Raw genomic sequence first — 11,791 nt, forward strand, 5'->3', positions numbered from 1 at the left:
CCTGCGCGAGCTCCTTGACCTCGCCGGCCACGACGGCGAACCCCTTGCCCGCCTCGCCGGCGCGCGCGGCCTCGATGGTCGCGTTGAGCGCCAGGAGGTTGGTCTGCTCGGCGATCTGCGTGATCGCCTTGACGACGGCGCCGATCTCGGCGGACGACACGCCCAGCTGCGCGACCGACGCGTTGGTCGTCGCGGCGACCTCGGTGGCCTGCGCGGCCACGCGTGCGGCCTCGTTGGCGTTCTGCGCCACCTCGCGGATCGCGGCGCCCATCTGGTCCGCCCCGGCCGCGACGGCCTGGACGTTGCGACTGACCTGCTCGGCGGCGGCGGCGACGACGCCCGCCTGGGCGCTCGTCTCCTGGGCCCCGGCGGTCACCTCGTGGCCCGCAGCGGTCATCTCCTCGCTCGCGGCCGCGAGCGTGCTCGACGCCTCGGCGACCCCGGCCATCGTGGCCCGCAGCGCCGCCTGTGCGTGGGTCAGGGACTCCGCCATCTCGCCGAGCTCGTCGCGGCTGCGCACGGACGTGGCGACCGTGAGGTCCCCTGCGGCCATCGCCTCGAGCGCGTCGTGGACCGAGCGCAGCGACCGGCGCGTGCGCCGGCCGACGAGCCACGCGATCGTCACGACCCCGGTGCCGCCCAGCACCAGTGCGACGAGGTTGACCGCCTGCAGGCGCGCCTGCGCCGCGACCACCTCGTCCTGGATCGCCGCGCCCCGCACGACTGTGAGGTCGAGCAGCTCTGCCGTCAGGGCCCAGATCTCGTTGTAGATGGGGTACACGACGTCGAGGATCGCCTGGTCAGCCTCGTCGATCGACTCCGGCGTGTCCTGCGCGTAGAGCTCGACGACGGCGTCGTCCGCCACGAAGAAGTCCGCCCACAGGGCGTCGATCTGCTCGAAGAGGGCGAGCTCTGCCGGGGACATCGCATCGACCGGCGCCTGGTCGAGCGTGTCCCGCAGACCCTGCGCCGAGACGAGGTACCCGGCGCGGTTGAGGCTCTCGGGGTCCACGGCCGCCGCCCCGCCGACCTTGCGCGCGTCGGCGGCGTAGGCGACCTGCCAGCCGGTCACGTCGGAGTTGTAGACGCGGACGTCCTGGACCGTGGACTGGACCTCGCCCAGCTCGACGAGCTCGGTGAGCGACGTCGAGACGGTCCCTGCCCCGACGGCGGCCGCCCCGGCGACCACGACGGCCGAGGCCACGCCGACGGCGCCGACGAGCACGAACCGGCCGCCCAGGCCGCGCAGGAATCCGACGGTGTGCTCCGTGCTCATGGCGTGCCGCTCTCCGGCCGTTCCCCTGGTCGCCCCACCCATCGGCAGCCGCATGCGGCCTGTGAGCCGAACCGCGGGTGGCCCAGCCTGCGGTCACCGCGGGTCCCACGCCCGGCCCTGTGGGACGATGGCGCCGTGGCCCGGCCCGACGGACGACTGACCCATGACCTGCTGCCCGGTGAGAAGGGCCCCCAGGACGCCTGTGGCGTCTTCGGGGTCTGGGCCCCCGGCGAGGAGGTCGCCAAGCTCACCTACTTCGGCCTCTACGCGCTGCAGCACCGCGGGCAGGAGTCGGCGGGGATCGCGACCTCCAACGGTGAGCAGCTGCTCGTCTACAAGGACATGGGGCTGGTCTCCCAGGTCTTCGACGAGACCGCCCTCAACGCACTGACCGGGCACATCGCCATCGGGCACACGCGCTACTCGACCACCGGCGCCTCGACATGGGAGAACGCCCAGCCCACGCTCGGCCCCACGGCCGGCGGGACCATCGCGCTGGGGCACAACGGCAACCTCACCAACACCGCGGAGCTCATCGACCTCGTCGCCGAGCGGTACGGGTCGCGTCGCCGTGGCGAGCTCGCCCGGGGCACCACGACGGACACGGCCGTCGTCACCGCGCTGCTCGCCGGTGACCCGGACCACACGCTCGAGGCCACGGCGCTCGAGGTGCTGCCGCGCCTGCGCGGCGCCTTCTGCCTCGTGTTCATGGACGAGCACACGCTCTACGCCGCGCGCGACCCGCACGGCGTCCGCCCGCTGGTGCTCGGCCGGCTGGAGCGCGGCTGGGTGGTCGCGTCCGAGACCGCCGCGCTCGACATCGTCGGGGCCTCGCTGGTCCGCGAGGTCGAGCCCGGCGAGCTCATCACCATCGACGCCGACGGCCTGCGCAGCCAGCACTTCGCACCGGCCACGCCCACGGGCTGCGTCTTCGAGTACGTCTACCTCGCCCGGCCGGACACCACCATCGCCGGCCGCTCGGTGCACGCCGCCCGGGTCGAGATGGGCCGCGTGCTGGCCCGTGAGCACCCCGTCGAGGCGGACCTCGTCATCCCGGTGCCCGAGTCCGGGACGCCCGCGGCGATCGGCTACGCGGCCGAGTCCGGCATCCGTTACGCGCAGGGACTGACGAAGAACGCCTACGTGGGGCGCACCTTCATCCAGCCGTCCCAGACACTGCGCCAGCTCGGCATCCGGCTCAAGCTCAACCCGCTGCGCGAGGTCATCCGCGGGCAGCGGCTCGTGGTCGTCGACGACTCGATCGTCCGCGGCAACACCCAGCGCGCCCTGGTCCGGATGCTGCGGGAGGCGGGGGCGGCAGAGGTGCACGTGCGGATCTCCTCGCCGCCCGTGCAGTGGCCGTGCTTCTACGGGATCGACTTCGCCTCGCGCGCCGAGCTCATCGCCCCCGGGCTGACACCCGAGGAGGTAGGGCGCTCCATCGGCGCGGACTCCCTGGGCTACATCACCCTCGCCGGGATGGTGGGCGCCACCGAGCAGCCGGCGTCCCAGCTGTGCGCGGCCTGCTTCACCGGCCGCTACCCCATCGACCTGCCCCCGGCGGACCGGCTGGGCAAGAACCTCCTCGAGCAGTCCGAGCTGCCGCTCGGCGCCCCGGAGGACGGGCTGGCCACGCTGCTCGGCGGCGTCGGCGGGGCCTCGGCCCTGGACCACCCGTGAGCGCCGGGGCCGTGCCGGGCGGGCCCGAGCGGACCGGGGTCACCTACGCCTCCGCCGGGGTGGACACCGAGGCGGGGGACAAGGCCGTCGAGCTCATGAAGGACGCCGTCCGCGCCACCCACGGGCCGCGCGTGCTGGGCGGTGTCGGCGGGTTCGCGGGGATGTACGACGCGAGCTTCCTCCAGCGCTACCGGCACCCCCTGCTGGCGACGTCCACGGACGGCGTCGGCACCAAGGTTGCGATCGCGCAGGCCATGGACGTGCACGACACCATCGGCTTCGACCTCGTCGGCATGGTCGTCGACGACATCGTCGTGGTCGGGGCCGAGCCGCTGTTCATGACCGACTACATCGCGACGGGCCGCGTGGTCCCCGAGCGCATCGCCGACATCGTGCGCGGCATCGCGGCGGCCTGCGCCGAGACCGGGACCGCGCTCGTCGGCGGGGAGACCGCCGAGCACCCCGGCCTCCTGGCGCCGGACGAGTACGACGTCGCCGGTGCGGCAACGGGCGTGGTCGAGGCCGACGGCCTGCTCGGCCCGGACCGGGTGCGCGAGGGCGACGTCGTGCTCGCCCTGGCGTCCTCAGGGCTGCACTCCAACGGCTACTCGCTGGTGCGGCGGGTCATCGAGGTGGCCGGCTGGGCGCTCGACCGCGAGGTGCCGGAGCTCGGCCGCGCGCTGGGCATGGAGCTGCTCGAGCCCACCCGGCTCTACACCCGCCCCTGCCTGGCGCTGGCCCGCGACGCCGGGGCCCAGGTGCACGCCTACAGCCACGTGACCGGAGGCGGTCTCGCGGCCAACCTCGCGCGGGTGCTGCCCGCCTGCCTGCTCGCGGACGTCGAGCGTGGCAGCTGGACGGTCCCGCCGGTCTTCGAGCTGGTGCGCGGTCTGGGTCAGGTGCCGTGGCACGACCTCGAGGCGACCCTCAACCTCGGCGTGGGCATGGTCGCCGTCGTGGGCGCCGACGGCGTGGACGCGGCGCTGGCGCGACTCGCGGCCGACGGTGTGCCGGCCTGGGTGCTGGGATCGGTGCGCGGGGACGACGGCGCGACGGGTCGCGACATCGTCCGGGGGACGAAGGGCGTCCACGGCGGCGGGGTGCACCTGCACGGCGGCTACCGCACCGCGTAGGGCACCGCACAGTGCGGTGCGGTGCCGGTGCGGTGGGCCGCGGGGCGCCGACCGGCGGATCAGCGCGCGGTGAGCGGCCAGTCCTCGTCGTCGTCATCGGCGACCGGGGCCGGGCGGGCCTCGGTCACCACGTCGCTGCGGGCTCCACCAGACGTGAGCTCCTGCTCGAGGGCTCGGTAGTTCGGCTCGTAGCTGGAGTACTTCAGCTCCCGAGCGACCTTGGTCTGCTTAGCCTTCTGACGGCCGCGCCCCATGGCATCGACCCCCTCTAACGTAGACACGGGGCGGCAGCGTGCGATCGCGTGCGGCCCCGGGGTTCTGGTTCCTCGTCGTGTCCAACGGTACATGCTGTCGCAACATTCCGGCGACCTCCGACCGGGGGGCGCCGGGGCGAGGCGGGTCACGCCTCGGTGGCCGGCCGTTCACCGAGGCGTCGTCCCGCGTCCGCGCCCCCTCCCGAGATGTCCGTCCGGGCACCACGACGCGCCGGATTCGTCCGCGTCTTTCCGAGATGTTCTGCCGTGTCCGGAGTACGGTGCTTTGTACATGTCCGACTGTTCTTGTCCGGTCGCTCCGGCGGCGCCGAGGGCGCGCCGGGCCGACGCGATCCTGGGAGGTCTCCCGTGGCTGCACGCACAGAGCCCGACGCTCTGCTCACACCGTCGGAGGTCGCCGAGATGTTCCGGGTGGACCCCAAGACGGTCACCCGGTGGGCCAAGGCGGGCAAGCTCTCCTCGATCCGCACCCTGGGTGGTCACCGGCGCTTCCGCGCCTCCGAGGTCCACGAGCTCATGGGCATCCCGAAGCAGCGGTTGACCGTCGTCTGAACGCGGTACCGCCCGCGGGCGGCACCGGTCGTCGTGCGCCTCAGAGCTTGCGGGCGACGGCCGCGACGAGGGCCGCCGCCACGGCCGCGCCGGCGCCGAGGATCACCCATCCGGTCGTGGTCGCCTGCGGCTCGTCGGCCGCTCGCTCCTCACCGGTGACCTTGCGACGCAGGTCCGCGACCGCGGCCTTGGTCTCGTCGACGGCGCGCGCGGCGTTGGCCCGCGGGTCCAGCCGGTCGGACAGCTCGTCCACCGTCGCCTGGAGCTCCGCCCGGGTCTTGGCGATCTCCGCCTCGATCTCGCTGGTCCCGCTCATGCGCTCAGCCCCTTCTTCACGGCCTCGACGTCAGCCTTGATGCTCTCCTGCACCCGGGCGGGCACCGGCGGCCCGCCGCGCTCGAGGATGGTCTTGCCGAGGTAGGCCAGCCCGGCAGCCACCGCCAGGAGCGCCACGCCCACGATGAGCGCCGCAGCCCAGGCGGGCAGCACGAGGTCCAGGGCCAGCACGACCGTCGCGATGAGCGTCGCCAGGGCGAAGAACGCGAGCAGCCCGGCGCCGACGAACAGGCCGATCCCGGCGGCCGCGTGCTTCGCCTTGTCCGCCATCTCGGCCTTGGCCAGCCGGATCTCGTCCCGGATGAGCTGGGAGAGCTTCTCGGACAGCGTGCCGACCAGCTCCCCGATGCTCGGCCGGGAGTCCGTGCGCCCGCTGCCGCTGAGGCTGCTCGTCACGTCACCACGTCCTTCGTCGATGGTCCTCGCGCGGACGGCACCGCCCGCAACGATCATTGTCTGGCACCGGGTGGTCCGGCGCACCCGATTCGCGGCGCGGCGTCCGTCGGACGTTCCCGACGGTACGCCAGACGAGGGTCGACGGCGCTGCGTGCGCCAGCGGGGGAGGGTCCGGGGAGGTGTTCCGGGAGGGTCGTGGGACCCGAGGTGGCCACTGGCAGGGTCGAACTGCCGACCTTTCGATTTTCAGTCGAACGCTCTACCAACTGAGCTAAGTGGCCGTGCCTGCGATCAGCTGCAGACGTCGACGCCCGGTGCGATGACCGGGCGTACGAGCGACCCCGACGGGACTTGAACCCGCGACCTCCGCCGTGACAGGGCGGCGCGCTAACCAACTGCGCTACGGGGCCTTGTGTAAGGCCTTGTGACATTGCGTATCCCCAACGGGATTCGAACCCGTGCTACCGCCGTGAAAGGGCGGGGTCCTGGGCCGCTAGACGATGGGGGCCCGGTAGGACGCCCAGGACGGCGACGCGCCCAAGACCTCCGAAAGCATACGGGTAAGCCCTCCGATCTCCAAAGCGGGTCCGGCGGCGTCGTCGTGCCGGCGGTCCTGCCCGTGTGGTGCCGGCCGTCGGGACCCGCCGTCGGGCCGCGGGAGACACAATGTCCCCGTGGTCGACATGACGCGCGAGGCGTTCGAGGATGCGGTGCGCGACGCGCTCGACCTCATCCCCCCGGAGCTCGCCGAGCAGATGGACAACGTCGTGGTGCTCGTCGAGGACGACGCGCCGGCCGACGAGCCGGACCTGCTCGGGCTGTACGAGGGCGTCGCGCTCACCGAGCGGGACGGCTGGTGGGCGGCGGGCTCGCTGCCGGACCGGATCACCATCTACCGGCGCCCGACGCTGGCGATCTGCGACACGGCGCAGGAGGTCGTCGAGGAGGTCGCCGTCACCGTGGTGCACGAGCTCGCGCACCACTTCGGGATCGACGACGCGCGCCTGCACGAGCTCGGGTGGGACTGAGCCACGGCACGGACGGCACGGACGGCACGGACGGCACGGGCGGCACGGACGGCACGGACGGTACGGACAGCTCGGACGAAGGAGGACGCATGCGGATCGGGATCGTGCTGCTGCCCCAGGACCGCTGGGCGCAGGCGCAGCACCGCTGGCGCCGCGCCGAGGAGTACGGGTTCGACCACGCGTGGACGTACGACCACCTCGCGTGGCGCTCGCTGGCGGACGAGCCGTGGTTCGCGACGGTCCCGCTGCTCGCGGCCGCGGCCGGCGTGACCGAGCGGATCGCGCTGGGCACGTGGGTGGCGAGCCCCAACTACCGCCACCCCGTCCCGTTCGCCAAGGACGTCATGGGCCTGGACGACGTCTCGGGCGGCCGGCTGCTCCTCGGGCTCGGCGCGGGCGGCACGGGGTTCGACGCCGACGTGCTCGGCACGGGCCCCACGCCCCGGGTGCGGGCGGACCGCTTCGTCGAGTTCGTCGACCTGCTCGACGAGCTGCTCACCCACCCGGTGACCGAGCGGAGCGGCGAGCACTTCGAGGCCCACGGGGCGCGGATGATCCCCGGCTGCGTGCAGCTGCCTCGCGTGCCGTTCGTCGTGGCGGCCAACGGCCCGCGGGCGATGGGTGTCGCGGCCCGGCACGGCCAGGGCTGGGCGACCTACGGGCCGAGCGTCGACGGTGAGGGGCAGGAGGGCACCCCGGCGCAGGCGCAGGAGACGTGGTGGACGGGGCTGGCCGGGCTCGTCGATCGGTTCGACGCCGCGGCCACGGCGGTGGGCCGCGACCCGGCGGCCGTCGACCGCTACCTCAACATCGACGGGGCGCCGGTCTTCTCGATGTCCTCGGCCGACGTGCTCGCCGAGGGGGTCGAGCGGGCCGCCGCCCTGGGGTTCACGGACGTCGTGGTGCACTGGCCGCGCGCCGAGGGGGTCTACGCGGGGAGCGAGCACGTGCTCGAGGAGGTCGCCGGTCGCCTCGACGCGCTGCGCGCGGCCTGACGGGCCGGCTCAGGCGCGCTCGGCCACCTGGCGCGCGCGCCAGGCCGTGGCGACCATCGAGGCGAGGTCGTGGGTCATCCGCCAGTCGAGGTCCCGCGCCGCGGCGGCGCCCGAGGCCACGATCCGGGCCGGGTCGCCGGGGCGTCGGGGCCCGATCTCGGGCGCGAAGTCGATCCCGGTCACCCGCGCCATCGCCGCCATGATCTGCAGCACGGAGACGCCGTCGCCCGAGCCGAGGTTGTAGACCGGTGCCAGCGCACGTCCGTCGGACAGGGCGCGTGCCGCGGTGACGTGGGTCCGCGCGAGGTCCGCGACGTGGATGTAGTCCCGCACGCACGAGCCGTCCGGTGTGGCGTAGTCCGTGCCGAAGACCTTGGGCGTGCGCCCCTGGACGAGTGCGTCGAGCACCAGCGGGAACAGGTTGTGCGGGCTGGAGTCGTAGAGGTCCTCGCGGCCGGAGCCCACGACGTTGAAGTACCGCAGGGACGTGTGCCGCAGGGGCAGCGGGCCGTCGGCGGTGGCGCGCGCCGCGTCGGCGAGCAGCCACTCGCCGATGAGCTTGGTCTCGCCGTAGGGGGACTCGGGCGCGGTCGCCGTCGCCTCGGTGACGAGGTCGGTGTCGGGCGTGCCGTAGACCGCGGCGCTCGACGAGAAGACGATGCTCGGGGTCCCGGCCTCGGCCATCGCGCGCAGCAGGCTGACGGTGCCGGTGACGTTCTGCTCGTAGGTGTGCAGCGGTCGCCGGACGCTCACCCCGGCGTACTTGAAGCCGGCCAGGTGCACCACCCCGACCACACCGTGCTCACGCAGTGCCCCGGTGACCACCGCGGTGTCGAGGATGCTCGTCCGGACCAGGGGGACGCCGTCGGGCACGAACTGCTCGTGCCCCGAGGACAGGTCGTCCAGGACGACGACCTCGATCCCCTCGTCCCGGAAGGCCTGCACCACGTGCGACCCGATGTACCCCGCCCCGCCGGTCACCATCCATGTCATGCGAGGAATCTATCAACACTTCCCAACCAAAAGCAACAAAACTCAACACCCCGCACGCAGCTCTGGTCGGGATCCGGGCGTCTGGCGCCCCGATCCCGACCAGAACCGGCGGTGATGGTGCGGCGTTCAGGCCCTGCGGCTGCCCAGGAGGCGGCTGGCGACGACGACGCCGACGACGGCGAGGGCGATCTGCACGAGCAGCTCGACCCAGTCGATGCCGTTGGTGTCACGCAGCGGCCCGACGATCGCGGTGCCGAGGAACGCGGCGACGACGCCGACGATGATCGTCACGAGGATCGAGATGTTCTGCCGCCCGGGGGCGAAGAGCCGGCCGAGGGCGCCGATGACGACGCCGACGATGATGGCACTGATGATTCCGGTGGGGGTCATGTGTGTCTCCTTCGGTTCACGGACCTTGTGGGCCCGACGGGCGACGCTAGGCGAGGTCGGCCCGTCCCGCACGTCGAGAGCACGGGGCCTAGCCTGGGGCGGTGACTCCCACCACGGTCACGACGGCATCCCCCAGCGGCGTCGTCGTCGTGCTCGCCATCGCCGGTGCGCTCATCGCCGCGCTCGTGCTCGCCGAGGTCCTCGCGGCCGCCGTGCGTGCGCTGGGCCACCGCTCGTGGCTCGCCGAGAACCTCTCGCGCCGCTGCCGCCTGCCGATGCGTGCCGTGCTCGTCGTCTTGTGCGCGTGGTTCGCGCTGCGGCTGGCCGTCGCGGCACCCCCGGCGGGGCCCGCCTGGCGCCTCGCGGCCGAGCACGTGGCCCTCGTCGCACTCATCCTCAGCGCCGCATGGCTCGTCGGGGCCCTGGCCTTCGTCGTCGAGGACGCCGCGCTGGCCCGGTACCGGATGGACGTGCCCGACAACCGGCACGCCCGCCGTGTCCGCACCCAGGTCTCGCTGCTGCGCCGGCTCACGGTGGCCCTGCTCGTGCTGGGTGCCATCGCGGGCGTGCTGCTCACCTTCGAGGACGCACGGACGTTCGGCGCAGGGCTGCTGGCCTCCGCCGGGCTGCTCTCGGTGGTCGTGGGGCTCGCGGCCCAGACGTCGCTGGCCAACGTCTTCGCCGGGGTGCAGCTCGCGTTCACCGATGCGATCCGCGTGGACGACGTCGTCGTGGTCGACGGCGAGTGGGGGCGGATCGAGGAGATCACGCTGACCTACGTCGTGGTGCACGTCTGGGACGACCGGCGGCTCATCCTGCCGTCGACGTGGTTCACCACCACGCCGTTCCAGAACTGGACCCGGCGGGCGGCCGACCTGCTGGGCACCGTCGAGCTCGACCTCGACTGGACCGTCCCCGTGCCGGCGCTGCGCGCGGAGCTGGTCCGACTGCTCCAGGAGAGCGACCTGTGGGACCACCGGGTGGGGGTGCTGCAGGTCACCGAGGCGACCGGCGGGTACGTGCGGGTACGCGCCCTGGCCTCGGCCGTCGACGCCCCGACGCTCTACGACCTGCGCTGCGAGCTGCGCGAGGGCCTGGTCGACTGGCTCCAGCGCGAGCACCCGCACGCGCTGCCCCGTCAGCGCTGGGAGGGCGACCCGGCACCGTCCGGTGCGGCCGCCGCCACGCGGCCGCCCGACGCCCCCCGGCCGGCCGTGCCGCCGGCCGTGCAGCCCGCCGAGCAGCCGGCCGTGCAGCCTGATGCGGGGCATGACGAGGCGTCGTCGTCCCCCGCCGCGCCGGGTGACGAGGGCCCGGTCGTGGGCGGCGCGACCGCGCCGACCCCACCGCTGGGCACCGGGGTGCCGCGGCGGCGGCGGGCACTGCCCCGCCCGGGGGACCCGAGCCAGACGGTCCTGCTCGACCCGGGCCGCGACTCGCGGCTGTTCACGGGCAGCCTCGCCGCCGTCGAGCGCTCCAAGGCGTTCGCGGGGCCGGGCGAGGAGGTCATCGCCGAGCGGGAGCAGAGCGCCGAGAGGCTGCTCCCGCGCCACCGCCCGCCGCCGCCCCGCACCGACGGCGCCTGACCGCGGCCTCCCCCGCCCCGGGCTCTGGCACGGATCGGGGCCCACCGAGGCCCGATCCGTTCCAGAGCTCGGCCCCGGCGCGCTGCCCGCGATCAGTCCGCTGCCCGCCGGATCGCTGCGAGGGCCTCGGCGAGCAGCTCCGTCAGGCCGTCGTGCGCCGCCTGCTCCGCCAGTGCGGCGCTGACGCCGACGGCCAGCGCGCGTGCCCGCAGCGCGCGGTCGGCCGGGACGGGGCCGTACGCCGCCAGGAACGCGGCGCGCGCGGGCCCCGAGAAGGCCGCCCACCCGACCATGAGGTCGACGCACGGGTCCGCCAGCGCCGTGTCGCCCCAGTCGATGACGCCCGTCGCGACCCCGCGGTCGACGAGCACGTGCCGCACGTGCAGGTCGCCGTGCACGAGGACGACGTGGCCCTGCGCTGGGCCCAGCGCTGCGGCGCGGTCGAGCAGGTCGACGACCCGCGCCTCGGGCGGCCGCACGCCGGCGGCCGCGAGCCGGTCGAGGCGTTCCCGCGCCAGCGGGACCACCCTCCCGGCCGCGTCGGCGCGGCGGATCGGGTCGACCGGCAGGCCTGCCTCGGCGCCCCACCGCGCGAGGTCCGGCCCGTGCAGGGCGCGCAGGAAGGCGCCGAGGGCCGCCGCCACGCCCGTGCGCGCGGCGTCGGGCAGGCCCGCGGCCGCGAGCTCGACACCGGGCACCAGGTGCGCTCCCCAGAACGGCCACGGCGTCGCGGCGGCGTCCGCCCCGGCGGCGGGGGCCGAGCCGACGACGCGCGGCACCGGCACGGCCAGCGGCAGGGGCGGGTCCATGCCGGCGAGCCGGCCGAGCACGCTGAGCTCGCGCCGCGCGCCGGGGAGCGCGACGGCCCGGTGGACGAACCGGAAGAGCCACTCCTCGCCGACGACGAAGACGGTGTTGTCCCACCCGGCGTCGAGGCGGCGGACCGGCAGCCCGGCGAGGTGGGGTGCGTGCTCGGCGACCACGCGGGCGGCACGCTCGGCGGTGACCTCGTGGTCCGGCGCCCACTCCGGGACCACGTCAGACCGCCGTGCGACCCCCGGCGAGGAACCTGTTCGCCGGGTGCAGGGCGATGAGCCCGGAGACGAGCGGGACGGGCAGCGCCGACGGGCGGCCGAGCAGGAACCCCTGGG

Annotated in this window: 13 protein-coding genes and 3 tRNA genes; 6 read left to right on the forward strand and 10 right to left on the reverse strand. The window is 74.3% G+C overall.

The window, feature by feature from the left end:
* Positions 1-1,276: methyl-accepting chemotaxis protein (locus PKY62_RS09805; RefSeq protein ID WP_324536530.1), on the reverse strand; the 1,276-nt coding region annotated here is incomplete at its 3' end.
* Positions 1,277-1,411: 135 nt separating this feature from the next.
* Here PKY62_RS09805 and purF point away from each other — a divergent pair.
* Both purF and purM read left to right on the forward strand, forming a co-directional pair.
* Positions 1,412-2,956: an amidophosphoribosyltransferase gene (purF, locus tag PKY62_RS09810; protein ID WP_324536531.1), complete on the forward strand. Its 1,545-nt coding sequence runs from the start codon at positions 1,412-1,414 to the stop codon at positions 2,954-2,956.
* Positions 2,953-4,089 carry a phosphoribosylformylglycinamidine cyclo-ligase gene (purM, locus tag PKY62_RS09815; RefSeq protein WP_324536532.1) on the forward strand — a complete coding sequence of 379 codons (1,137 nt, stop codon included), beginning with the start codon at positions 2,953-2,955 and terminating at the stop codon, positions 4,087-4,089. The genes purF and purM overlap by 4 nt, the downstream gene beginning before the upstream one ends.
* A gap of 59 nt (positions 4,090-4,148) precedes the next feature.
* Here the strand turns inward: purM and PKY62_RS09820 are convergent, their stop codons facing one another.
* Positions 4,149-4,343, reverse strand: coding sequence for a DUF3073 domain-containing protein (locus tag PKY62_RS09820; protein ID WP_324536541.1), 195 nt, complete (start codon positions 4,341-4,343; stop codon positions 4,149-4,151).
* A 369-nt stretch (positions 4,344-4,712) separates the two neighbouring features.
* Between PKY62_RS09820 and PKY62_RS09825 the strand changes: the two genes are divergently transcribed.
* Positions 4,713-4,916 carry a BldC family transcriptional regulator gene (locus PKY62_RS09825; protein ID WP_324536533.1) on the forward strand — a complete coding sequence of 68 codons (204 nt, stop codon included), beginning with the start codon at positions 4,713-4,715 and terminating at the stop codon, positions 4,914-4,916.
* A gap of 40 nt (positions 4,917-4,956) precedes the next feature.
* Here the strand turns inward: PKY62_RS09825 and PKY62_RS09830 are convergent, their stop codons facing one another.
* From PKY62_RS09830 to PKY62_RS09850, 5 genes are all read right to left on the reverse strand, one after another.
* The gene (locus PKY62_RS09830) at positions 4,957-5,232 is read right to left on the reverse strand and encodes a DUF3618 domain-containing protein (RefSeq protein WP_324536534.1); all 276 of its coding nucleotides are present in this window, start codon (positions 5,230-5,232) and stop codon (positions 4,957-4,959) included.
* Complete coding sequence (locus tag PKY62_RS09835; RefSeq protein WP_324536535.1) at positions 5,229-5,648, reverse strand: phage holin family protein; 420 nt, start codon at positions 5,646-5,648, stop codon at positions 5,229-5,231. The genes PKY62_RS09830 and PKY62_RS09835 overlap by 4 nt, the downstream gene beginning before the upstream one ends.
* Positions 5,649-5,856: 208 nt before the next feature.
* Positions 5,857-5,929 (reverse strand) — tRNA-Phe (locus tag PKY62_RS09840).
* Positions 5,930-5,984: 55 nt separating this feature from the next.
* A tRNA-Asp gene (locus tag PKY62_RS09845) sits at positions 5,985-6,058 on the reverse strand.
* Between the two features lie 25 nt (positions 6,059-6,083).
* Positions 6,084-6,156 (reverse strand) — tRNA-Glu (locus PKY62_RS09850).
* A 175-nt stretch (positions 6,157-6,331) separates the two neighbouring features.
* On the opposite strand from PKY62_RS09850, the gene PKY62_RS09855 reads away from it, so the two are divergent.
* The gene (locus PKY62_RS09855; RefSeq protein ID WP_324536542.1) at positions 6,332-6,676 is read left to right on the forward strand and encodes a metallopeptidase family protein; all 345 of its coding nucleotides are present in this window, start codon (positions 6,332-6,334) and stop codon (positions 6,674-6,676) included.
* Between the two features lie 89 nt (positions 6,677-6,765).
* On the forward strand, positions 6,766-7,671 hold the full coding sequence (locus tag PKY62_RS09860) for an LLM class flavin-dependent oxidoreductase (RefSeq protein ID WP_324536536.1): 906 nt from the start codon (positions 6,766-6,768) through the stop codon (positions 7,669-7,671).
* 9 nt (positions 7,672-7,680) lie between these two features.
* Here PKY62_RS09860 and galE read toward each other — a convergent pair whose 3' ends face one another.
* Positions 7,681-8,664, reverse strand: coding sequence for a UDP-glucose 4-epimerase GalE (gene galE / locus PKY62_RS09865; RefSeq protein WP_324536537.1), 984 nt, complete (start codon positions 8,662-8,664; stop codon positions 7,681-7,683).
* Positions 8,665-8,790: 126 nt separating this feature from the next.
* Complete coding sequence (locus tag PKY62_RS09870) at positions 8,791-9,054, reverse strand: GlsB/YeaQ/YmgE family stress response membrane protein (protein ID WP_324536538.1); 264 nt, start codon at positions 9,052-9,054, stop codon at positions 8,791-8,793.
* Between the two features lie 101 nt (positions 9,055-9,155).
* Here PKY62_RS09870 and PKY62_RS09875 point away from each other — a divergent pair, with 101 nt between their 5' ends.
* Positions 9,156-10,640 carry a mechanosensitive ion channel family protein gene (locus PKY62_RS09875; protein ID WP_324536539.1) on the forward strand — a complete coding sequence of 495 codons (1,485 nt, stop codon included), beginning with the start codon at positions 9,156-9,158 and terminating at the stop codon, positions 10,638-10,640.
* A gap of 92 nt (positions 10,641-10,732) precedes the next feature.
* On the opposite strand, the gene PKY62_RS09880 is transcribed toward PKY62_RS09875, so the two are convergent.
* On the reverse strand, positions 10,733-11,677 hold the full coding sequence (locus PKY62_RS09880) for a phosphotransferase (RefSeq protein WP_324536540.1): 945 nt from the start codon (positions 11,675-11,677) through the stop codon (positions 10,733-10,735).
* Between the last annotated feature and the right edge of the window lie 114 nt (positions 11,678-11,791).

The organism is Actinotalea sp., assembly GCF_035443605.1.
Classification (GTDB): domain Bacteria; phylum Actinomycetota; class Actinomycetes; order Actinomycetales; family Cellulomonadaceae; genus Actinotalea.

What these genes read in the sequence shown, in the direction of transcription:
- PKY62_RS09820 (WP_324536541.1), bottom strand. Translation starts at nt 4,343, where the DNA reads ATGGGGCGCGGCCGTCAGAAGGCTAAGCAGACCAAGGTCGCTCGGGAG.
- PKY62_RS09830 (WP_324536534.1), bottom strand. Translation starts at nt 5,232, where the DNA reads ATGAGCGGGACCAGCGAGATCGAGGCGGAGATCGCCAAGACCCGGGCG.
- PKY62_RS09860 (WP_324536536.1), top strand. Translation starts at nt 6,766, where the DNA reads ATGCGGATCGGGATCGTGCTGCTGCCCCAGGACCGCTGGGCGCAGGCG.
- PKY62_RS09870 (WP_324536538.1), bottom strand. Translation starts at nt 9,054, where the DNA reads ATGACCCCCACCGGAATCATCAGTGCCATCATCGTCGGCGTCGTCATC.
- PKY62_RS09855 (WP_324536542.1), top strand. Translation starts at nt 6,332, where the DNA reads ATGACGCGCGAGGCGTTCGAGGATGCGGTGCGCGACGCGCTCGACCTC.
- galE (WP_324536537.1), bottom strand. Translation starts at nt 8,664, where the DNA reads ATGACATGGATGGTGACCGGCGGGGCGGGGTACATCGGGTCGCACGTG.